The sequence below is a fragment of the Candidatus Niyogibacteria bacterium genome (assembly GCA_016432485.1).
GTDB lineage: Bacteria > Patescibacteriota > Minisyncoccia > HO2-45-28 > HO2-45-28 > HO2-45-28.
The window spans coordinates 12,418-33,249 of the sequence record CP066691.1 but is presented as its reverse complement, the minus strand read 5'-3'; the positions used below and the strand labels follow the sequence as shown (position 1 = coordinate 33,249).

General features: G+C 43.7%; 19 protein-coding genes. 2 read left to right on the top strand and 17 right to left on the bottom strand.

What is annotated here, in order from left to right; all coding sequences use genetic code 11:
- Nucleotides 1-12: 12 nt before the first annotated feature.
- From pseI to HYY55_00080, 16 genes are all read right to left on the bottom strand, one after another.
- Nucleotides 13-1,128, bottom strand: coding sequence for a pseudaminic acid synthase (pseI, locus tag HYY55_00155; GenBank protein ID QQG46248.1), 1,116 nt, complete (start codon nt 1,126-1,128; stop codon nt 13-15).
- Nucleotides 1,129-1,319: 191 nt separating this feature from the next.
- Nucleotides 1,320-1,772: a GNAT family N-acetyltransferase gene (locus tag HYY55_00150; protein ID QQG46247.1), complete on the bottom strand. Its 453-nt coding sequence runs from the start codon at nt 1,770-1,772 to the stop codon at nt 1,320-1,322.
- 46 nt (nt 1,773-1,818) lie between these two features.
- Nucleotides 1,819-3,138 (bottom strand): HAD-IA family hydrolase, encoded by a 1,320-nt coding sequence (locus HYY55_00145; protein QQG46246.1) that lies wholly within the window; start codon nt 3,136-3,138, stop codon nt 1,819-1,821.
- On the bottom strand, nt 3,138-3,896 hold the full coding sequence (locus tag HYY55_00140; protein ID QQG46245.1) for a glycosyltransferase family protein: 759 nt from the start codon (nt 3,894-3,896) through the stop codon (nt 3,138-3,140). The genes HYY55_00145 and HYY55_00140 overlap by 1 nt, the downstream gene beginning before the upstream one ends.
- Complete coding sequence (locus HYY55_00135; GenBank protein QQG46244.1) at nt 3,893-5,230, bottom strand: aminotransferase class III-fold pyridoxal phosphate-dependent enzyme; 1,338 nt, start codon at nt 5,228-5,230, stop codon at nt 3,893-3,895. The genes HYY55_00140 and HYY55_00135 overlap by 4 nt, the downstream gene beginning before the upstream one ends.
- Nucleotides 5,206-6,090 (bottom strand): aldo/keto reductase, encoded by an 885-nt coding sequence (locus HYY55_00130; GenBank protein ID QQG46243.1) that lies wholly within the window; start codon nt 6,088-6,090, stop codon nt 5,206-5,208. The genes HYY55_00135 and HYY55_00130 overlap by 25 nt, the downstream gene beginning before the upstream one ends.
- Entirely contained in the window at nt 6,080-7,300 is a 1,221-nt protein-coding gene (locus HYY55_00125) for an N-acetyl sugar amidotransferase (protein ID QQG46242.1), read from the bottom strand. Before HYY55_00125 ends, HYY55_00130 begins: the two co-directional genes overlap by 11 nt.
- A gap of 12 nt (nt 7,301-7,312) precedes the next feature.
- Complete coding sequence (gene hisF, locus HYY55_00120) at nt 7,313-8,119, bottom strand: imidazole glycerol phosphate synthase subunit HisF (protein ID QQG46241.1); 807 nt, start codon at nt 8,117-8,119, stop codon at nt 7,313-7,315.
- On the bottom strand, nt 8,116-8,739 hold the full coding sequence (gene hisH, locus HYY55_00115) for an imidazole glycerol phosphate synthase subunit HisH (protein QQG46635.1): 624 nt from the start codon (nt 8,737-8,739) through the stop codon (nt 8,116-8,118). The genes hisF and hisH overlap by 4 nt, the downstream gene beginning before the upstream one ends.
- Nucleotides 8,729-9,742 (bottom strand): class I SAM-dependent methyltransferase, encoded by a 1,014-nt coding sequence (locus HYY55_00110; GenBank protein ID QQG46240.1) that lies wholly within the window; start codon nt 9,740-9,742, stop codon nt 8,729-8,731. Before HYY55_00110 ends, hisH begins: the two co-directional genes overlap by 11 nt.
- Entirely contained in the window at nt 9,720-10,820 is a 1,101-nt protein-coding gene (locus HYY55_00105; protein ID QQG46239.1) for a GNAT family N-acetyltransferase, read from the bottom strand. Before HYY55_00105 ends, HYY55_00110 begins: the two co-directional genes overlap by 23 nt.
- Nucleotides 10,792-11,928, bottom strand: a complete 1,137-nt coding sequence (gene pseC / locus HYY55_00100; GenBank protein ID QQG46238.1) for a UDP-4-amino-4,6-dideoxy-N-acetyl-beta-L-altrosamine transaminase — start codon at nt 11,926-11,928, stop codon at nt 10,792-10,794. Before pseC ends, HYY55_00105 begins: the two co-directional genes overlap by 29 nt.
- 139 nt (nt 11,929-12,067) lie before the next feature.
- The gene (gene pseB / locus HYY55_00095) at nt 12,068-13,054 is read right to left on the bottom strand and encodes a UDP-N-acetylglucosamine 4,6-dehydratase (inverting) (GenBank protein QQG46237.1); all 987 of its coding nucleotides are present in this window, start codon (nt 13,052-13,054) and stop codon (nt 12,068-12,070) included.
- Nucleotides 13,055-13,057: 3 nt separating this feature from the next.
- Entirely contained in the window at nt 13,058-14,362 is a 1,305-nt protein-coding gene (locus HYY55_00090; GenBank protein ID QQG46236.1) for a hypothetical protein, read from the bottom strand.
- Nucleotides 14,363-14,380: 18 nt separating this feature from the next.
- On the bottom strand, nt 14,381-14,662 hold the full coding sequence (locus HYY55_00085) for a GIY-YIG nuclease family protein (GenBank protein QQG46235.1): 282 nt from the start codon (nt 14,660-14,662) through the stop codon (nt 14,381-14,383).
- 2 nt (nt 14,663-14,664) lie between these two features.
- Nucleotides 14,665-16,446, bottom strand: coding sequence for an ABC transporter ATP-binding protein (locus HYY55_00080; GenBank protein QQG46234.1), 1,782 nt, complete (start codon nt 16,444-16,446; stop codon nt 14,665-14,667).
- A 92-nt stretch (nt 16,447-16,538) separates the two neighbouring features.
- On the opposite strand from HYY55_00080, the gene HYY55_00075 reads away from it, so the two are divergent.
- Nucleotides 16,539-17,510 (top strand): hypothetical protein, encoded by a 972-nt coding sequence (locus HYY55_00075; protein QQG46233.1) that lies wholly within the window; start codon nt 16,539-16,541, stop codon nt 17,508-17,510.
- Nucleotides 17,511-17,526: 16 nt separating this feature from the next.
- Here the strand turns inward: HYY55_00075 and sat are convergent, their stop codons facing one another.
- Nucleotides 17,527-19,704, bottom strand: coding sequence for a sulfate adenylyltransferase (gene sat, locus HYY55_00070; GenBank protein QQG46232.1), 2,178 nt, complete (start codon nt 19,702-19,704; stop codon nt 17,527-17,529).
- Between the two features lie 127 nt (nt 19,705-19,831).
- On the opposite strand from sat, the gene HYY55_00065 reads away from it, so the two are divergent.
- On the top strand, nt 19,832-20,800 hold the full coding sequence (locus tag HYY55_00065) for a hypothetical protein (GenBank protein ID QQG46231.1): 969 nt from the start codon (nt 19,832-19,834) through the stop codon (nt 20,798-20,800).
- The last annotated feature ends 32 nt before the right edge of the window (nt 20,801-20,832 follow it).

The window sequence follows — 20,832 nt, the reverse complement described above, 5'->3', positions numbered from 1 at the left end:
TAGCAGGCTATATCAATTTAAATCAAGGCGGCCCTTTATGTGTTCTTTTTTCAGAGGCGTGCCGAATTCAATATCCGCGGTCGCGGCTCTGCCGATTATTTCGTCAAAATGCTTGGTGGGCAAGCCGAATGCCGGACGAACAGAACGAATATTTTCGGGACTAAATTTCTCGCCTCTTTTAATGTTTTTGCAAACGAAGAGCGAACGGCGGAAACGTTTATTGTGTTCTTCGGCGGCGCTGGCCGGTCCGTAATGAACGCCGCCCAAAGCGATTTTTGTTTTTTCACCATCGGCAATACTGTCGCCTGCCCTTATTTTTTCAGCCATCAATTTAAATTCCTGCGGTTCCAGAGAAAATCCGGCATCCGAACCTCCGCTTTTTCTATCCAAAATAACATGCTTTTCAATAATCTTGGCGCCCGCGGCGGCCGCAATCAACGGCGCTTCAATACCCGCGTTATTATCGGAAAATCCGGACACAACGTCAAACCGTTCGGCAATATTTTTAATCGTCGCCAAATTCATGCCGGAAAAATCCGGCTCTGTTTCGTATTGCGTTACGCAATGAAGCGCGGCTATGTCCTTGGCTCCGTTTTCGCGCAAAGTTTTTATAGCGAAGTCGGCGTCCTTTGCTGAAGCATAACCCAAGGAAATTATAACCGGCTTTCCGGTGCGGGCAACGCGGCGCAAAAGCAAAAAATCGTTAACTTCATACGAAGCAATTTTATAGCAAGGAACTTCAATAGACTCCAGAAAATCAACCGCGCTTTCATCAAAAGGCGTTGAAAAAAGAATAATGTCCAGGTCATCCGCGAGTTTTTTCAGCTTTGGCTGCCATTCCCAGGGGGTATAGGCGGCCTGGTAAAGCTGGTAAAGGGTCTTTTTCTGCCAATCATCGGGGTTATTTTCCCCGCCCACCCTAAACCACTCTTTGTCGGAATTCAAAGTTATGGTGTCGGGAGTGTAGGTCTGAAGTTTTACGGCGTCAGCCCCGGCCTCGCGCGCCGCCCTCACCAGCTTAACCGCTTCTTCATATTTTTGATGGTGGTTCGCGGAAATTTCGGCCACCAAAAAAACCGGCTGTCCGCCTCCAACCGACTTATTGCCAATTTTAAAAATTTCCGACATATTTACGTTGAATAACCATCAAACTACGCTTAAAAATACATTGTGTCAAATGATGGTTAAGAAGCGCGCATTCCGGACACTCCGCAGCAAAAACTCGGGGCAATTGTTTTCCCGCACAAATCCGAACCGAGTTCGGTCCGAACCGAGTTCGGATTCGGATAGGAAAAGAAAGGCCCGCGCCGAGGCGGGGCTCAATTATTTCTTTCCCAAAAAGACATTCCTCCTTTTTTCGAAAATTTTACAAAACCGAGGCCATGCACCATTTTTATTGAAGCATAGTTCCTGTTTTTTATTACCGCCACCAGTCTTTCACCCGCGAACCTTGGGTCTTTAACGGCCAGAGCGAGCATTTTTTTGCCGAATCCCTTTCCGCGTTCTTGGGGCGCGACGGTCCACGAAAACTCAAGACCTTCGCCTTCAGAAAATTTATCAACCATCAAAACCCCAACCGGTTTTTTATTTTCCAAAGCGAGATAAATAATCCCATTTTGGGCAACTCTTCCCAAAAGCTCTCTTTCGTAATCCCCTTTTTTAAAAACCTGAGTTCTTCTGGATTGCCGCCTCGTATCCGGGTCATTCCTCCATTTAAGCAACATCTCCAAATAAGAGCGTATTTCCGCGGGCTTCAAGTCCATTAACTTCATTGGTTTTCCCCCGTCGCGAACGTCTTTCAGAAAAATAACATACCTGCTACAAAAAATCCAGCTGCTGCACGAGTCCGACATTCTCCAAAAACATTTCCGGTTTTTGCCGCAGAGCTTTTTTAAGCCCGCGTCTTGAAAAAAACTTGAAATCTTCGTGCTCGGAGCTCGCGTTAAAAAACGAATGAACATCGGATAATCCGGATAGTTGAATTTTGAAAAAAACATCCATAACGCCCGTGCTAATCTCAAGCGCCAAAAAGACGGGCGTTATGGAGGAGATACAACGACTGTCGAATCCCATTTCCTCTTTTAGTTCCTTTTTCAGCTGTACAAGAGGTTGAGCCCTCCCGCCCCTTTGAGCCGAAGCATCAATGGCGCCCGCCGGCGCAAATTCGTATAATCCGCCGCGCGTTGTGTCATTGCTTCTGCGGGCAAGCAGATAGCCGCCGTTAAAACGCGCGATACCCGTAACGCCGCAATAAATCGGACCCGCGGGCCTTCCTTTTTCAGCCGAGTAAAAAGCGCCCGCGTAGTCGGTAAACTTGCCGTGAAAATCAAACGGCGCGGCTTCATAACCCAGAGCAAAAATCTTGCCGTCAAAAAGGCGTGAATTTTTTTTCCTGGACTTGCGCCAAAAATCGTTAATCTCGGCTCTTGAAAAAAAGTTGAGATGAATTTTTTTGTCTTCACGAAAAGATATTTTATTTTTTGCGGTAATTTTTGCGGCTAAAAAGGAATTTTCCCCCGCGATAATCAATTTTTTGCGCAGGTCGTTGAAATTTCTAAAAGAAAAAAATGAATCTTTTTTAAGATTCCTGTCGTATTTAAGCGCGAAACAGCCGGCCTTGCGAGCGGCGGCAAGCCCGTTTTCCGAATCCTCCACGGCCACGTAAAAACCTCTCCCCGCTTTTTTGACGGCTTTCAAATAAATTTCCGGATGAGGTTTGGCTTTTTTAAAATCTTCGCCGCTTACGGTAAAATCAAAAAGTTTTTCCGCCCCTCCTTTTTTTATAATGGCCCGTAAATACCCGGACGGCGCGCTTGTCACCAATGCCAAATTCCACCCTCTTTTTTTAAGTTTTTTCAATGCGTCTAAAACTTCCTTTTTAACGCGAATGCCGCTCCGAACTTTTTTGAGCACCTCCTCATACTTTTTTTTCAAATCCTTCACGGAATAACTCAAGCCGCCCTTCCTTTTTAAGTAAGCCGCTATTTCTTTGACATTTAAGCCGTTGCACTTGTCAAAATCAGCCGGACTTAATTTAACGGAAAATTTCCTTCCGAAGTCAAAAAAGGTCCTCTTAAGCAAGGGAACGCTGTCAACCAATACTCCGTCCAAATCAAAAAATATCCACGACTTTTTCATTAAAACTCATCTTCTCTAACGGACTTGGCATACCCTTCGTTTCTTTTAATACGGCTGTTTGCTGAAAATATTTCCGGATTTTCTTTATAAAGATTTAAAATATCGTCTAAATTAAAATTTTCGTTTTTCGCGTAAAGCTCGCGGAAAACGGAACTCATAACGGCGAAATCCTCCCGATTGTCAACGGTCAAACGAATGCCGGAGACATCAGTTTTATATTTGACATTGCAGGCGCGAAAAATCTCCGGATGATTTCCGATATAGGCCGTCACGTGCTCGCGCTCGGACGGCAATTCGGCTTCTTGCCGAGATTTTTCCAAAACGTCAATTGAAAATGCTTCGACATCCATTCCGTCAGGATATGTCGGCGGATGGACATTAGAAACGTAATCATATTTATCCAAATTCTGAACATAAAAATTAACGACTTCATTAATGATTTCCGGATCCATCAAAGGACAGTCGCCCGTCAAACGAACAATATGAGTTACTGAAAATTTTTTGGCGGTTTGATAATATCGGTCTAAAACATCTTTCTCGGAACCGCGAAAAAATTCTACTCCGTAATTTTTGGCAAGCTCGGCTACTGCCCCATCTTCCGGTTTTTCAGTTGTGGCAACAATGATTTTATCCAAACTTTTCGCGCGTTTAACTCTCTCCAGCAAATGCTCGAGCATCGGCTTGCCGCAAATGTTTTTTAACACCTTGCCCGGAAGGCGGCTTGAACCCAAACGCGCCTGTATAATCGCCGCAATCATGTTAAGCGTTTGAATCCTGAACGCGCCACGGGACCCTTAAGAAATTTTTTAGGGTTTTTGCTGTCAACGGATTTTTTTACAATAGCAAACACTTCATCAATCGCTTTAAGATATTTTTTCACATGCGAATCTTTATGCGCGTAGGAAACATAAACACTGGGCCCCGCTAAAAATCCGCGTTTAAGCATTTCCTGCGTAAAGATGGTCTTGAGAATCTGATTTTTTGAACCGTAATCAAAAGAAAAAGTGATTAACGGCTCGGGACCTAAAATGTTTATTTTCAAGCCGTAATTCGCGGCGCGGATTTTCCACCCCTCGCTTATTTTTTCACCTATTTTTTTAAGATGGGCGGGAACATTAAGCCGCTGCATCTTTTTTATGGTCGCGATTACCGCGGCGGGACCCACCGCTTCAGTCCAATAAGTTGAGGATATAAACGATGTTTCTGCCGCGTCCATAACGCGTTTTTTGCCGATAATCGCCGCCATAGGATGTCCGTTTGAAATTCCTTTGGCAAAAACGGCTATGTCGGGATTTACTTTATATAAAAGATGGACTCCGCCTATATTTTTTCGGAAACCTATGGTGATTTCGTCAAAAATTAAAACGGCGCCGATTTTTGAAACAAGATTCCGAACTTTTTTTAAGAAATCGTCTTCGGGTTCGTGGTGACGCATCGGTTCAATGACAACGGCCGCAATGGTTTTTTTATGTCTTGCGGCAATTCTTTCAAGCTCCGAAAACTTATTATAATGAAAAGTGAAAGCGGTGCCCTTTAACGCGCGGGGAACGCCTCTCGGAAAAAGTCCGGGGAGAAGATGCCCGTCAAGATTTTTTTTATGAGCCAGGTTGGCGGCCAAATACCAATCATGCCAACCATGGTATCCGCAAAAAACTATTTTGTCGCGGTCGGTATATGCTCTTGCAATCCTGACGGCAACTGTCATTGCCTCGCCGCCCGTCCTTGCGAATTTCACTTGTCCGGCCCACGGATGCAGTTTACACAAAAGCTCCGCCAATTCCACGTCAAAAGGAGTATTTAAAGTGGAGACCACGCCGTTATTTAACACCTTGCTTACGGCTTTATTTACGTCAGGATCGGAATAACCAAGCGTAGCCGCGCCCAAAGACATATAAGACATATCTATAAATTTTCTGCCGCTTAAATCCCAGACCTCAACCCCCTTGGCTTTTTTGTAATAAGACGGCCAACCATCGGGCAGAAACATCTCCGCTCTCTTGGACAAAAGCTGGGTTCCTCCGGGAATCAGATTTTTCGCACGGTTCCATAATCTTACCCCTTTAGGGATTATTTTTTTTGACGACTTTTCCATAAGCTTGGGAAAATAATGCTTTTTTTAATATCGGTAAATTTATCGCGCAGTTCTTTCGCGCAAGCGTCAAAATTTTTTGAGTCCCGGATAATGCGCAAATTTTCTTCCAGTTGCTCTATATTATCCACTCCAAAAACAACATAGTCAATAGCTGGATTTTTATGTGAAAATAAAAGCGCCGCTTCGGCCCGCGTAAAACCATGTTTCTTTATAATGTTATTAAATTCGCGCAGATATTCTTTTGCGTCAGATAAATAATCCGGTATTGCCCCTTCATCCATAAAAACAAGACCTTGCAAAAATGCGCTGCGGGCAAAAACTTTTACGCCGTTTTTTCGCGCGGTTTCAAAAAAATCTGTTTTATGCAAACGCTGGTCAAAAACGCTGTATGGAATCTGGACATAATCAACCTTACGTTCTTGGACAGCGTACATCGCGTCTTTTTCCTCGTAAATTGAGACGCCGATATTTTTTACCAATCCTTTCTTCTTTACGGATTTAAGGGCTGACCAAACGGCGTCGTTATAAATATATTCGGGCGTATGCAGTAAATAACCGTCCAAATAATCGCGCTTCAAACGCGCAAGCGATTTTTTAACTTCTTCTTCAACTTCCGTTGTATGCGGTTTTAATTTTGAAATTACAGAAATTTTGTTGTTCAATCCGCGGCCTTCCAACCACTCGCCCAAAATATCTTCGGCGTCGCCGTAAGCGTAAGCCGTGTCAAACACCTCTATGCCGCCCTCATATGCGCGGTCCAAAATCGCCAAGGACTCCTCGCGCGAAGGCTTCCCTCGCTTGTTATTCATGCCGTAATCCAGCCCCAGTTGAACAGTTCCCAAACAAAGTTTATTTGCCATTATTTTTTAGGCCCAAATTTTTCTGCCTTTTATTAAATTCCTTGCTTTGTTCCTCGGAAAGATAAACGGGGCCGTAAGCAGAGGAAGTTCCCCAAACATTATCCTTAACCCATGCTCCATTTTCAATTCTCCAGACACGCGGGTCGCGAAAGGTGTCCGCTACTCGCCAAAATTCTTCCTCGGACATCCCGACATAATCAAGCCAGTAGTTCAAATCGCTTGAAACAACATGGTCATGCTTTCTTACTTTTTCAATCCCTTCTTCGCGCGTCATATAGCCGTCGCGTATGTCTTTGGACGCGTGGTCCGAAGCCCGGCCGTAGCCGAACTTTATGAACTTTAACAAATCATGCGCTCCATTTTCATACCTGTCATCCAAATTTGAAAACTTGCGATAAGTCCTTTCAAACGGAACTTCTCTCGGCTTCCAACCATATTTTTCCTGCACCATTTTAGAATGCTTATTCGGGTCCCATCTAAAAAAATTACCGATGTACAAACCCCTGACGCCGACTTTTAAAATCTCGTCGTCCGTAGGATATTTCGTCCAGAGCAAATCCTTTTCGCTTAATTTCTCCTTTTCGTCGTTAAGCATATCGTGCCACTCAAAACCGCGCAAACTATGTTCGTGTCTCGCGCGCGCGCTGAATTCCACAAAATCCTCCGGCTCATACATCCCCGATATGTCCCAGCTCGTTTCCCCCCAGATGACTAAAGGAATGTTAAATTTCACCGCTACCTGAATCGGATAAGTCATTATGCCGCAGTGCGCGTGCCAATTCATATCGCCCATTTTACGAAAACAAAGACGATTCAGCTTTTTTAAAACCTCGACTGACGGCCCGAAAACAAGATGGTCGGCATTAAAGACATGGCGCATTCTATCGCGGTTATAATCGCCTTCCGGCAAATAGTTATTGCCGTGATATGTCACTAAAAGCGGTTTTAAGCCGTAAACGGAAACCATCATATGCGTCTGATAATAACTGTCCTTGCCGCCGGAGACCGGAATAACACAGTCGTAATCGGACGTATTGTTTTTTGAAATTTCTTTGATTAACTCCTCAAATTTCTTTTTTCTTTGCGCCCAAAACTCCGGCGTTAATTTTTTGAATTTTTCAAAAACTCCGCAGCTTGAACAGATGCCGTCGTTATTTATTTCCAAATTGACCGCAATTTGCGGATATACGCAACGTTTACAATAATTCATCTTGATTAAAATTTATACGGTTAATAAATCAGGGGGTCTGACATTATAACCGCGTTCATATAGATATTTTTTCGCTTGATAAACGCTCTGGTCGGTATATTGGAAAATATTTGCGGCTGCCACCGCGTCTGCCTTGGTTTTTTCAAGAATTTCGGCAAAATGCGCCCATTCGCCCGCGCCGCCGCAGGCAATAACGGGTATTTTCACATTTTCTGAAACTTCGGCGATGACATCAATTTCATATCCCGTGCGCGCGCCGTCTCGGTCAATTGAATTTAAAAGTATTTCCCCCGCGCCCGCGCTTTGTGCGATCTTCGCCCACTCTAGCGGAGAATAATCCGTTTCCTTTGTTCCTCCTTCGGACATAACAACAAACTTATCGCCTATTTTTTTAAAGTCAACCGACACAACCACAGATTGAGAGCCAAATTCACGCGCCGCCTCGGTTATAAAATTTTGATTCAGAAGTGCGGCCGTATTTATGGATATCTTATCAGCCCCCAAAGAAAGGCGGCGCTCAATGTCGGCAAGCGTCCTTATCCGCCCCCCCACGGTCATTGGCATAAAGGTCACCTTTGAAACATCCTGAATTATTTCCAGAAAAGAGCGGCGGTTTTCATGCCCCAAATCGTCCCGCCTTAAATCATACACTTCATCACGCGAAATATCAAGATAAATAAGCTCATCGGACGCCCATTCCGAAAGACGCTTTGCGGAAGTTACGGGATTTCCGAGATTTTGATAAAATTGGAAGCCCTTGCTCTGAACAAGCCATCCGTTTTTAAGGAGTAAAACCGGAATCAGACGCCGCTTCTTCATTGTGTTATAGAGAGAAAATTTTTTAATAAAATTGAGCCGGCTTTCTGGCTCTTTTCAGGATGAAATTGGACTCCAAAAATATTGCCTTTGGCTATTATGGAATTAAACTTCTCTCCGTATTCTGTTTTAGCGGCAACACTTTCCGCGTCTTTTTCATCAAAAACGAAGCTGTGAACAAAATAAAAATCTTGACTTTCACTTAACCCGTCCAAAAGCGGATTTTTTTTCAGCGCAACAACGCTGTTCCAGCCGATATGCGGCAGAGGGAGTTTGCCCGAATTTATTTTTCTCACCTCCCCCGGAATCCAACCGAGACCGTCATATTCTCCGAATTCAAAACCCTTATCGGCCAAAACTTGCATGCCCACACAAATGCCTAAAAATGGTTTTTTGTTTTCAAAAATCTCGCGCTTCAAGACATCCAGCGTAATTGTTTTTTTAATTTTGTCCATTGAAGCGCCGAACGCGCCAACTCCCGGAAGCACGATATGAGTGGCGCCGACAATATCCTCCGATTTATTTGAGATAACAGCCGTGTCAATCAAGGTCTGAAACATATTAAAGACAGAGCCGACATTTCCGGAACCGTAGTCAAGTATGCAGACTTTTTTATTTCCGATCATAAGGCTTTCTCGCTACGAACCATGTATGGGACGAGAGGTTATTCTCTTTCAGAAATTTCTGGAATCCGGCGCCCAATTCATTCCATCTATCAATCAGTATCGTCTTCAAAAAAAGTCGGTCAGACACACTGAACTTTCCGGCAAGAACCTTATTTCTGACAATTTCGGCATCCAATTCTCCAGGCGTGAAGCATTCCAGCGCCTCAAAACCGGCGCGCTTAAAAAGAATTTTAAGCGAATCCGGGTTAAAAAGATTGATATGCTCATGGTCAATGCTTTCCGACATAATCCCGAGCGTAGAAATGTCAAACCCCTTAAAATTAGGGCAGGTTACCGCAATAATAGACCCCGGATTCATAAGGCCTCTGCAAGTTTTTAAAAATTCCTCGGCCGAAAAAAGATGCTCAATCACCTCAAAAGAAACGATTATGTCCGGAGGCGTATTGAGAAACTTAATGTTTTCAATAAAATCGTTGATGGTCTCTATGCCCCGCTTGCGGCATGATTGCGCAAGCGCAGGCATTGGCTCAATCGCGATAATTTTAGAAAATCTGCCTGTGGCTTTTGCTTCTTTACAAAACGTGCCGAAACCAGCCCCAACTTCAACCAAACAATCAGTCGGAACGTCAAATTTGTCGCATATTTCCAAAATTCGCCGCACCCGCGGTTTAACAATGTTTTCTCTGCGCATTTTTTCGGACGCGGGAAAAATAAATTTATTCCAACACTCATAAACCAGCGAGTGTTCATAAAAATCCCGCAAAATTTTGGGCGTAGCCCTGGGATTCATATATGCCGTGCCGCATTTACGACAAACATCAAAATTGAAACCGTATTTTTCAAAGGCGGATCCGGCATCGTCTTTTCCGCAAGCGGGACACGATACTTTTATAAATTTACTTTTGGAGGCGGCCAAAACCGCGATATCAGACGCGAGGGCTTCCTGAAAATCTTTGCTTTCCGGTTTTATATTTTGTTCATTGAATCGGTTGTTCTTCATGGTGTGTTTTCGCTAAAAATCCGGAGTAATCGCCAATCCTTTGCTTATAAATCGTCAGGAAATAATCCTTATCATAATACTTTTCGCCTATAAAAAGCGGGTAAGTTTCTCCGCCAAAACCGCGCTTGAACCGCGCGATATCTATTTCTTTTTCGGAAGGAAAATCAAAAAGAGTGTTTCCGTACTGCTGCCAGCCTATTTCGTAAAATCCAAAATTTTTTTCGCGCATCCAGCGAATAGCCGTCCACTGAATTAGATGCCCTATGGGCATTTTTTCGACATCCGGGTCATTGCAGGACGAACCGTAATAAACATTGTTTTTAAAACTGAAAAAATAAGAGAAACCGGCGAATTTGCCGTCTTTTTTTACCCCGACCAGAAATGCGTTTTTGTTCTCGATCCATTTATGCATCATATCAAAAGTTGAACGCGGACGAGTAGAACGCCCCGAGGCCTTGTGATGCAATTTTACATATTCTTCAAATACCGGCCCCGTTATGGTTTCGGAATCATACACTTCGGCCTTTAGTGATTTTTCGGCGCGGGAAATATCGGAATCATGGCCGTGACGCAAAGCGCCGCGCAGAACATCCAAAGAGCGCGAGAGATCAATAACTTGGGTGTTGAGCATTTCGCCGAAATATCCGAACTTCATTAAGTGATTGAATTTCTGCTCCCCCGTTTCAATAAATGATTTATTAAGCGTTGAGAAACGAAATTTTGCCAATTTGACCCCTTCTTCTTTAGCTTTCCTGTCGATTTCTTCAAAAACAGCTTTGGTAATTTTTTCCCGTTCGTTTTTGGTTAAATCATTGGCTAACGCCGGTATTGGACCCCAGCCTCCGCCGTAAGAAAATTCTTTTACGCTCCCGCGTTCTTCGAGAATCAAAGGCGAGATCGCAATAATCCGACCTCCCTCTTCCATAAAAAAAGAAAGCGAACGCGGTTTATATTCCGGTTTATAATCAAGAGTGTATTTGAGCCATCCGAAAGTGTGCCAAAACCACGCATCGTCTGACTCCAGACAAAAATCATCCCACCGGCCGCAATCAGACGGAGTCAACGCGTGTATTTTCATTTTTTATGAAAAATTTATTAATAAGCCCCGCGATTTCACGAACAATTGATTTGGAAAGACCGGGGTAACACGGAAGAGTGATGCAAGAATTATGGTATTTTTCCGTTTGAGCAAGGCGGATATTTTTATAACCGTTGCGCCTGTAATACGGGTGGGAATAAACGGCCGGATAATGGAAGTTCGCGCCGATGCCGTTCTTTTTTAAAAAAGACGCGAGCTCATCGCGATTCTTCCGGTTGGAAACCCTTATTACATAAATATGCCCCGCTGAATAATATCCGGGAAAGCTTACGGGCAACAAAACATCTTTGGAATTTTTTAATTCCTCCTCATAATATCTCGCGACTTGATTGCGCCGCCTGACAAAAGAATCAACTTTAGAAAGTTGGGACAAGCCCAAAGCGGCCTGAATATCGGTCATCCTGTAGTTGTATCCGAGAGCCGTCATGACATTTTTTCCGATTTTGTCTTTGTGAATGCCGTGACTTCTCAAACGCAAGAGTTTATCGTAATATGATTTTTTATTGGTTAATACCGCTCCGCCTTCGCCGGTTGTTATCGTTTTTACCGGATGAAAGCTGAATACGGCCATGTCCGAGTACTTACAATCGCCTATTTTGGAATCGCGATACCTGGCGCCTAAAGCATGGCAAGCGTCTTCAATAACCAATAAACGGCGTTTTTTGGCGATTGATGAAATTGTTTTCATATCGCAAGGCAATCCCGCGAAATGCACGGGCACAATCACTTTTGTTTTCGGGGTAATCAGCTTTTCAATTTTTGTCTCGTCAAGATTACGCGTATCAAGACGGATATCGGCAAAAACGGGCCTCGCGCCGACGACAAGAAGCATATTTGAGGTCGCGGCAAAAGTGTTCGGGGTCGTAATTGCCTCGTCCCCCTTCTTTAATCCGGCGGCGAGATACGCCAGATGCAAAGCAGCCGTTCCGTTTGAAACTGCGACTGCGTACTCAACACCGCAATAAAGCGCGAGCGATTTTTCAAATTTAGACACCGTCGGCCCTTGCGTAATAAAATCAGACGACAAGACCCCGACAACCGCTTTGATATCGTTCGCGTCAACAGACTGACGGCTATAAGGAATCATCCCAGTACAATTAAATCGAAAGTTTCTTGCTAAATTCGCAAGCAAACTCCCGACTAATTTGCTTAAATATAATTTTATAATAATACATATTTATACCACCCAAGAAACTAAATTTAGCATTCGATTTAATTGTACTGGGTCATAATTCGTCGTTAAGTATTTTTTTAAAATCCTCTTTAGTAAGCCAATTTTTATTCGTGTGGCTGGCGAAGCGAAATCCCGACTCGGGTTTCCGTCCAGATTCATGATATTTGGAATGAATATCCGCCTCATAAGGAAACAGAGGGAGCACCACATACATATCTTCCATTTCCAACGCCCTATAGGACTCTTCGCTGGTAAGCAGTACTTCATGAATTTTTTCTCCGGCGCGAGGACCGATTATTTCCCGCTCGGCTCCCGGCGCCAAAACATCAAACAAGTCCGAAAGTTTCATGCTTGAAAGTTTCGGTATAAAAATTTCTCCTCCGGTCATATTTTCAAGCGCGAAATCCACAAGTTTAAAACTTTGATTTAAGGTAATCCAAAAACGAGTCATAGCCGGATCCGTGATGTAAACGCGCTTGACATCCCGACTTCTTTTAAGAACGTCAATAACGCTCCCGCGACTGCCGATAACATTCCCGTATCTCACCGCGCTAAGAATGGTTTTCCCCGGAGCGTAAGAATTTCCGCTTATAAACAATTTTTCCGCGCAGAGCTTAGTGGCGCCGTAAAGATTTATCGGCTCCGCGGCTTTGTCGGTTGATATAAGTAAAACTTTTCGGACACCTTGGTCAATCGCGGCTTCAATAACATTTTGGCTTCCGATTATATTGGTTTGCACCGCCTCAAACGGATTGTATTCCATTGCCGGCACCTGTTTAAGAGCCGCGGCATGCACCACGACATCAACATCCCGAAAAGCCCTTTGAAGGCGGGACAAATCGCGAATATCGCCTATAAAAAACCGCAGACGCTCGTCTTTCATTTCGCTCTGCATCTCGGATTGCTTCAGCTCGTCCCTTGAAAAAACAACAATCTTTTTTGCTTTAGAGCCCAGCAAATGACGGACAAAACTCCGGCCGAAAGAACCGGTGCCTCCGGTTATTAAAATAGCTTTATCTTTTAAGCATTCAAACGACATAGATTATTTTTCCGTTATTATTTCCAAAATCGCGCGCGATATGTTTGCCGAGTTTTCTTCCGCGCTCAACCTTACAAACCTCTGACCATATTCGTCAACATACCCGCGAATCGTGCTTTCGTCAAGGTTTTTTAAAAAATTTATTATCGATTGATTATTCACGGAAAATCCGTCCGCGATTTTTTGAAGAGCCTTGCTGCAAGATTCCACGCCGTCCGCTTTGAAAACATGGGGACAAGAGCGATACCAGGGATAACCAAAAACTATAACGGGTTTTTGGCGTAAAAGCGCCTCAATGCCGGCGGTGCCGCCGACGGTTGCCACGGCTTGAGCGCGATTTATCAGTTCATAATTGTCAGTTTCCAGGGGCACCAGACGAACATTTTTAATGCCGGATATTTTATCGTAGTAGCCGCGGTAACGCGAGCCCGCGAAATTTAGCCCGCGCTGATACCATTGAAAAGGATGTTCTTTTGCGTAAATTTTCCATCCGACGGGAAGAGACGCTGAAAGAATTTTAATCATCAGAATTTGGTCAACAAATATGTCTCCCAAGGGGGAAGTTGTGCATTCGGGCTGATAATGCAGAGGGACATAAACGAATTTTTGGGAGTAATCGGGAATAAACTGCGCCCGAATGTGTTCGTCCCGGATATTTTCTTTAAAAAAATTGGCCGCGCGCCGCGCCGTCTGTTCAACAAATTCTCCCCGCTTAATAGTCGCTAAAATCGCTTTCGTCTTTAGAATCATCCTGTTTAAAAAAGCGAAGCGTTCATGGTCTTCTTTTAAATAGAGCGGGAGGGCGTCAACGCCGATTAATGTTCCGGTTTCATAAAATTTCCTCGTTTCCTCGCTTAAATCAGAAACCGAAAAATTGTAACTCATGTTTTTTCGCGTAATTTTACTTAAAAGCCCGCTCCCCTCGCGAAAATCTTCATAGAAAAACAGCCGGCCGTCTATCGGAGACATATTCCAAAACATAACTGTTTTAATGTTTTCCGAGCGCGCGATTTCGTAAAGAATATAATCATACACGGTGTGCGGAGCAGTACTGAAAATCACGGCATCCGGATTAAATTTTTTAACCACTCCGTTCCAGTATGAAAGCATTGTGTAGTAAAGATGTCTTCGTTCATCCGTCCCCATCCAGTCAAAACGTTTATTCATCATTGTTAAGACTAATGACTCCGTCTTATGGAACTTACTGATAAGTTCGTAAGACGGCGGCTCAAATTCGGCCGAAGCCAAAGCCGGCGCGGGCTTGCCGTCCCAGGCATCATAGTGCTCGTGAAAAATAATTCCGGGCAAACAGGTTTTGCAGTACAATTACACCGATTTATAATTTCGCAATCTCATGCCAAACCACCTTCGACCCCTTGTGGTTTTTAAATATCTTTCTCTTTGTTGAGCGTCCTCTTTGTTTAAACATGCTTCATAATATATTAACTTCAATGGCCTTCTGTGTTTAGTGGCAGGAACAAGGCCTTTTTTGTGTTCTTCTGATCTCTTTTTTAGATCGTGGCTGTAACCTATGTAATTATCGCCATCTTTATCGCTACGCAGAACATAAGTGTAGAAGAACACAATCGGTGTAATTGTACTGGGCATGTTTATTTTCTTAAATTATAAACTTTAAAAAAATAGGAATGTTTATCTCTTAAAAGTTCGGTTGGAGCTCCGGCCTCGGAGACCCTGCCATTTTCAAGCACAACCAGTTTATCGGAATTTTCAACGGTACTCAAACGATGCGCTATGACGATAATGGTCATTTTGCCCCTCAGCTTTTCAACCGCTCTTTGAATTAAGAGCTCTGATTCGTTGTCAAGCGAACTCGTTGCTTCATCCAAAATCAAAATTTGCGGCTTCCTGACAAGCGCCCGGGCAAGAACTACGCGCTGACGTTCTCCGCCGGAAAGCCGCATACCGCGTTCACCGACCACCGTTTCAAATCCGTCAGGCAATGCCTGAATAAAATCGTAAATGTTCGCGAGTTTTGCCGCGTCAATTATGTCTTCCTTGTTCAGTCCTTCATTGTAAAATCTGATATTTTCATAAATAGTGTCATTCATTAAAAACGCCTCCTGGGAAACATAAGCGATGTTTGCCCTCCAATCCCCGAGCTTAATGTCTTTTATGTTTTCTCCGTCGGCCAAAATGGCGCCTTTTTGAGGAATTTGAAGCCGCAAAAACAAATCCACGAGAGTTGATTTTCCAGCGCCCGACGGACCGATAATTCCCAGCATTTCGCCTTTGGCGACGGAAAAATTTATGTCCGACAGAGTCCGGCTATCGCCATCGTAAGAAAAACCGACATTTCGAAATTCAATTGATTTGCCGAATTGAAACGATTTTGTTCCCGTTTCTTTTTCCTTATTAAGTTTCGCCTCTTCCTTAAACGCCAAAATGCTCAAAACATGCGGCGCGTCTGAATTCAAAACATGTATTTCGGTTTGAGCCGCCTGAACATTGGAAAAAACCCGGTTAATCGCGTAAATAATTACGGCAAAAGAAACAAAATGCAATGTTCCTGTTTTGTAAAAAACGGCAAGAATTCCCAAAATGAAAAAAGCGGCAATTGGCTGGAGAAGAACATCCGTAATGCTTCTAAGAAATCCGATGCGCAAATAAAGCTTTCTCATCGCGCTAAAATATTTAGAGGACAATTTTAAAACCGGTTCTTCGACCCGAGCCGACTTTACGGCTTTCATTCCCAAAACGGTTTCATCGGTGTAATGGGCCAAATCTTTGTATTTTCGGACCATCTCTTCAGAGGCCATCTTAGTTCTGTAATAAAGCGGTTTAAAAACCAGAAGGATTATTCCTCCGAAAGCAAAAGCGAGCATTGCTATAAGAAAAGACACATTTAGCGCCAGAAAACCGTAGACCAAAAAATTCGTGACAATGAGAGCGGATCCCCCGAGATGAATAAGAAGAGACGAGCCTCTCTCTACATTCATAATCAAAACCTGACTAAGGTGTCCGGCCTTTTGCCTCGCGAGATGGGGCCAGTTGCTTTCAACCATTGCCCTAAACAATTCATTTCTGGTGTTTTTTTCGTAGTCCGCGGCTATCTTCAAATTTATATATTTGGACGCGAAAAGAAACGCGGCCTTTGCCGAAAACATCAAGGCCATAAAAATCATAAGATATCTGACCGTGAAAGGAACGCCGAAAAATAAGAAAAAACTTTTTGTCGTTTTTGAAATAATGTCGGTCGCGCCCCCGCCCTGAATCACGGAAAAAATGGGAATAATAGCGTTGATTCCCACCACATCCAGAACGCCGCTCAAAAAACTAAGCCCCGCTAAAAGAGCAATTTGCCATTTATATTGCCCGAAAGCTGATTTCGCGAGCGTAATTATCCGAACAATTTTGTTCACTCCCATAGTCATATTTAAAATCTACAATACAACAAAACCCGCAAAAAATCTAGACAAAGAAAGCGTATTTGATTTTCAGCATCATTTTATATTAGACTGTCCAAATGGAGAATAAAAACATTATTTTTGTCGTGGGCGCGGCCAAAACCGGCACCTCGGTCATCGTGCAAATGCTTAATGCCCACCCGGATGTTTTTATTCTGTATGAAACAAGAATCGGCAGACACTCGCTTGATAAATACGGAGGGCGATTTATTTCTTCTTACCCTGATGCCAGAAATCTTTTTTCCTACGGAGCAATACCGGAGGATTTTTTTATACGCTTGCAAAAATTTTTAGCCGAAAAAGGATATCCTTTTAAGGTCGTGGGCTCTGACGCGCCGGAATTCGAAATGAACGCTTGCCCCATGGACATTCTTAATCCCCACCCTGTAATTTTTACAATCCGCGACATAAGAACCTGGTTGGCCAAAAACAGCACTATAACACAATATTTTACCGATAATAACGTGGTTTGCGCCGCCATTGATTATACGACTTTCTTCATTAAAAGCTTCCTGCTGGACAAAGTGCTGCGCGCGCGAATGGAAGACATCATTAGCAGAAATAACGACACAATTGAAGCTCTGTCTTCATTTCTCAATCTGGCTATGAGACCGCATTTAAACGAGTGGTGGAAAGTAACTTTTCCTGATTCACATCCAAAGAGAGCGCAAAAATGGCGCGACGGACACTTTGTTAGCGCCCATTACGGTCCGCGCGGAAACGAGGATACGGAAGTAACTCTCGCTCCGCATCCATTTTGGGACGAATTACTTCCGATTTTTGACGCGTACTATAATAACCCGACAGCAAAAATTCCAAAAGAAACCATTTTTGCAGATATAGAACGGCTACAGGCGCTAAAACGTTTTTCTCCTTTAAAACTGGACGAGGTCTACAAAAGTTATAAACATATTACCCTTCTCCCGGAAGGGCATTTAAAAAGAAAAGCGAGAACGGAGATTATCAGGGAAATAAAAAGAATGAAGAGTATGGGCGGGGCTTTAATGCGCGAATTATTTAGACGCGGTTAGATTTGTTCATCCTTATTTATTCCACAAACACTTTTTCGCCGCGTTTTAAGGCGTCAATAATTATTCCGGACACTTCCGGGCGCATAAACCACTCCGGAGGCGCCACACCGCGCTCAAACATTTTTCGCGCCTGGGTGCCGCTGATGGAAAGTTTGTCCTCGGGAGCATGATTCGGGCTGTCCTCGCCGCGCACATAAGCACCCAGTTTTTTGGAATAAAACACTTCGTCAAATTTCACGGCTTTAATGCCCAGGTCGGGAAACTTGTCAAATATGTCGTGCGAGGCCGTCGGAGGATAAAAATTTCCGACTCCGGTATGGTCTCGTCCGACCACAAAATGACTGCAGCCGAAATTCTGGCGGCAAATGGCGGTAAATAACGCCTCTCTTGGCCCGGCATATCTTGAATAGGTATTGAAAGCTGCGAGTACAACTTTATTTTCAGGATATAAGCCGCCGAGCATCCTTTCATAACTCTTGATTATGTAGCGTGCGTTGTAATCGCCAGGCTTTTTCTTACCGACCACCGGATGCACAAACAGCCCGTCGCAGTTTTCCTGCTTCATTGCGGCAAGCTGTATATGCTCATGACTTCTATGAATCACATTTCTTGTATGAAACCCGACCACGCGCGACCAGTGCCTTTCTTTAAAAATCCGCCTCACTTGCTTCGGAGTCAGAGCGTAAGCCAAGTGTTCGGCATTTCTCCTTTTTAAAAGAGAAATTTTTCCGGCAAGTAAAACCGGATTCATCGCGAAAACCCCCCGCACGCCGGTATGTTCTTCGTTTAGAGTTCCGTAAATCTTTCGGGCTGTTTCTTTTTTGTCAAAATTAAATTTTTCATCCAAGTGTAAAATGGCAAGTGTCTCTCCCTTATGCGTAAGCGCGATATCTTCTCCGGCATTAAATCCGTCAGCGTCATTTTGCCTGGCGTCCAGAACAATCGGAAGCGGCCAGACCAGACCGTTTGCAAGACGGGCGCTGTCTAAAACGCTTTGAAAATCTGCCCGCCCCATAAAACCTTCCAGTGGGCTGAAAACGCCGGTTGCTATCTGCTCCGTGTCCATCGCTATATCATCTGATATTTCCAATTTTTTAAGCGAGTTTAAGTAAGAACTATCGGGCGGGGTGTTTATCATTCTATGGATAAGCTTTCCGCCGTGAGGGGCAATTAAAGCGTCGCTGCCTTTTCCCAACCCGGCGCGCGAGATTAAGGTATTTAGCATATTTATACATTCCATGGAATATTTTCCTATGGCGGTCTCTGACGCCAACGTCAGCCCATAAGCTCCGTCGCGGATTATATTGACCACGTCGCATACTTCAGCCCTTGTCGATTTTTTCTTCTCAACCATTGTTTCTAAAAGATTTGTGGCGACATACGTGCCTTTGCCTGCGCTTTTTGCTTTTGAAATTATTTCCTTTTGCAGAAACGGGATGTCTTCCAAAGGGACTTCTTTACTTAAGTCGCCCCTGTCAATAAGCAAAAAGTCGGACTTGGCAATAATGTCATCTAAATTATTCAGGCCGTCTTGGCATTCTATCTTTGAAATAATTTTCATCTTGCCATCCGTTTCCTCTCTTACCTCATCAACGGCCTCCCCCGAACGCATAAACGAGGCGGCGATATAGCCGAGGTTTTCAGCAAGTCCGATTTTTATGGCTTCTGTGTCTTTTGGCGAAAGAGTGGGCAAACTATATGATTTAGTAAAAGCCGAATCAACCACGACACCTTTATTGTTGCCCAAAAAACCTCCCGTAATAACGCTAGTCCCAACGCGCCCCTTGTCACGCAAAGTGTTATCGGTAACACGCAAAGCCAACGTGTCAAAATCCATATAAAGAATATCTCCTTCTTCAAGCTGCGGGATTATTTCTTTTGGACGAAGATAAATCTTATTTTTATCTCCTACAGATTTAATTCCGCTCTCGCCCAAAAGCTCCACCATATCGTTTTTATTAAAATAAACGGGCGGTTTTTCAAACCTTCCGCTCCTTATCTGCGACCCCTCGGTATCAAGAATAAAAGGGATGCCGACTTTTTTTGAAATTTTAACAAAATAATCCAAGTCCTCAAGCGAAGAGTGGGACATATTTACCCTGATAAAATCAACACGGCCGCGCATTTTAAGCACATCGCCTTCTTTTCTGGTTGCGGGGCCCAGAGTAGCTATAATTTTCACGTTTTTAGACACATTCTAAACATAAAAAATATATCACAATTTAACAACCCTGCTTGACTTTTTGGTAAAATTCTGCTAAACATTAATTGAGTTTGAAAGTTGTTTGAAATCAACAAGATAAACAGAGGGGCAAGCGGAAATGGCCGGAATGTGGCTTGTGCCGGTAATTATAAGAATTCTAATCGGCAACATATTTTACCCCTGGTTCGGAAAAGCAAAACTTATACATACCGACAAAATCAGTTTTAACAACCGCTTTACCCTGCATTACTTTTTTGCCGCGGCTTTCGGTTCCGTCGCCGCGTTATTCCTTGGACAATTAGTCTTTGATAAAACACTCTTGTTCATAACGTCCATAGGCGCCGCGAACGGCTACGCCGCTTACTGCCAATGGAAGGCAGACCAGCATTCCCTTAGTTTTGTGTCCATAACTTTATTCATGGATGATGTCATTGCCATAACTTTGGGCTACATCGTCCTAAACGAGAGCAAATACCTAAATTTCGGGATGGGCGCGGGTCTTTTTCTTTGCGTGGTTACAATTATAGGGCTTGGATTCAGCAACTACCGCAAGCAAAAGATCGGAGAAGAGCATGTCGCCCCAAAGCTTTTCATCTATGTCGCCGTTTATACGGTTATCTGGGGATTTGCCACTTTCTCTATGCGGTATTTTGCTCTTAGCGATATTTCCGTCGGTAAATTTGTTTTCGGATGGTATGGCGGAGCATTCCTGATGGCGCTGGCAATCTTTTGCATAACCAAGATAAAAAGTATTTTCCCAAAAAAGGATAACGAAAACAAGGACAATGAAAAGAAAAACGATGAAATGAATAGAGAACTAAGTCCGCTTCCAATCAGAACCACTTTATGGATGACTGCCGTCGCAGGCGGATCTATTTTTTCCTCTATTTTTCTTTCATACTGGGCGCTGCAGCTCGCGCCCCTTACCGTAGTAAAGCCGATCTTTTTTGTTTCCCAGATGCTCGGAAGGATGATTTTGGGACTCTTTATGTTTGACGAATATAAACAATATCGGGGAATAGAAAAAATTCTGGTTCTGTTGGCGGTAATCGGAGCAATAACCATTGCTTTGTCTTTTGGCGGATAAAAATTATTCCCAAAAAATCAAAAAGGCGATCC

Excerpts from the sequence above, each read along its gene's own strand:
- HYY55_00065 (QQG46231.1), top strand. The coding sequence starts at position 19,832 with ATGGCCGGAATGTGGCTTGTGCCGGTAATTATAAGAATTCTAATCGGC.
- hisF (QQG46241.1), bottom strand. The coding sequence starts at position 8,119 with ATGAAGAAGCGGCGTCTGATTCCGGTTTTACTCCTTAAAAACGGATGG.
- HYY55_00135 (QQG46244.1), bottom strand. The coding sequence starts at position 5,230 with ATGGAAAAGTCGTCAAAAAAAATAATCCCTAAAGGGGTAAGATTATGG.
- pseI (QQG46248.1), bottom strand. The coding sequence starts at position 1,128 with ATGTCGGAAATTTTTAAAATTGGCAATAAGTCGGTTGGAGGCGGACAG.
- HYY55_00080 (QQG46234.1), bottom strand. The coding sequence starts at position 16,446 with ATGACTATGGGAGTGAACAAAATTGTTCGGATAATTACGCTCGCGAAA.
- HYY55_00150 (QQG46247.1), bottom strand. The coding sequence starts at position 1,772 with ATGAAGTTAATGGACTTGAAGCCCGCGGAAATACGCTCTTATTTGGAG.
- HYY55_00145 (QQG46246.1), bottom strand. The coding sequence starts at position 3,138 with ATGAAAAAGTCGTGGATATTTTTTGATTTGGACGGAGTATTGGTTGAC.
- HYY55_00105 (QQG46239.1), bottom strand. The coding sequence starts at position 10,820 with ATGAAAATACACGCGTTGACTCCGTCTGATTGCGGCCGGTGGGATGAT.
- HYY55_00140 (QQG46245.1), bottom strand. The coding sequence starts at position 3,896 with ATGATTGCGGCGATTATACAGGCGCGTTTGGGTTCAAGCCGCCTTCCG.
- HYY55_00130 (QQG46243.1), bottom strand. The coding sequence starts at position 6,090 with ATGGCAAATAAACTTTGTTTGGGAACTGTTCAACTGGGGCTGGATTAC.
- pseB (QQG46237.1), bottom strand. The coding sequence starts at position 13,054 with ATGTCGTTTGAATGCTTAAAAGATAAAGCTATTTTAATAACCGGAGGC.
- HYY55_00075 (QQG46233.1), top strand. The coding sequence starts at position 16,539 with ATGGAGAATAAAAACATTATTTTTGTCGTGGGCGCGGCCAAAACCGGC.
- HYY55_00110 (QQG46240.1), bottom strand. The coding sequence starts at position 9,742 with ATGAAGAACAACCGATTCAATGAACAAAATATAAAACCGGAAAGCAAA.
- HYY55_00125 (QQG46242.1), bottom strand. The coding sequence starts at position 7,300 with ATGAATTATTGTAAACGTTGCGTATATCCGCAAATTGCGGTCAATTTG.
- pseC (QQG46238.1), bottom strand. The coding sequence starts at position 11,928 with ATGATTCCTTATAGCCGTCAGTCTGTTGACGCGAACGATATCAAAGCG.
- HYY55_00085 (QQG46235.1), bottom strand. The coding sequence starts at position 14,662 with ATGCCCAGTACAATTACACCGATTGTGTTCTTCTACACTTATGTTCTG.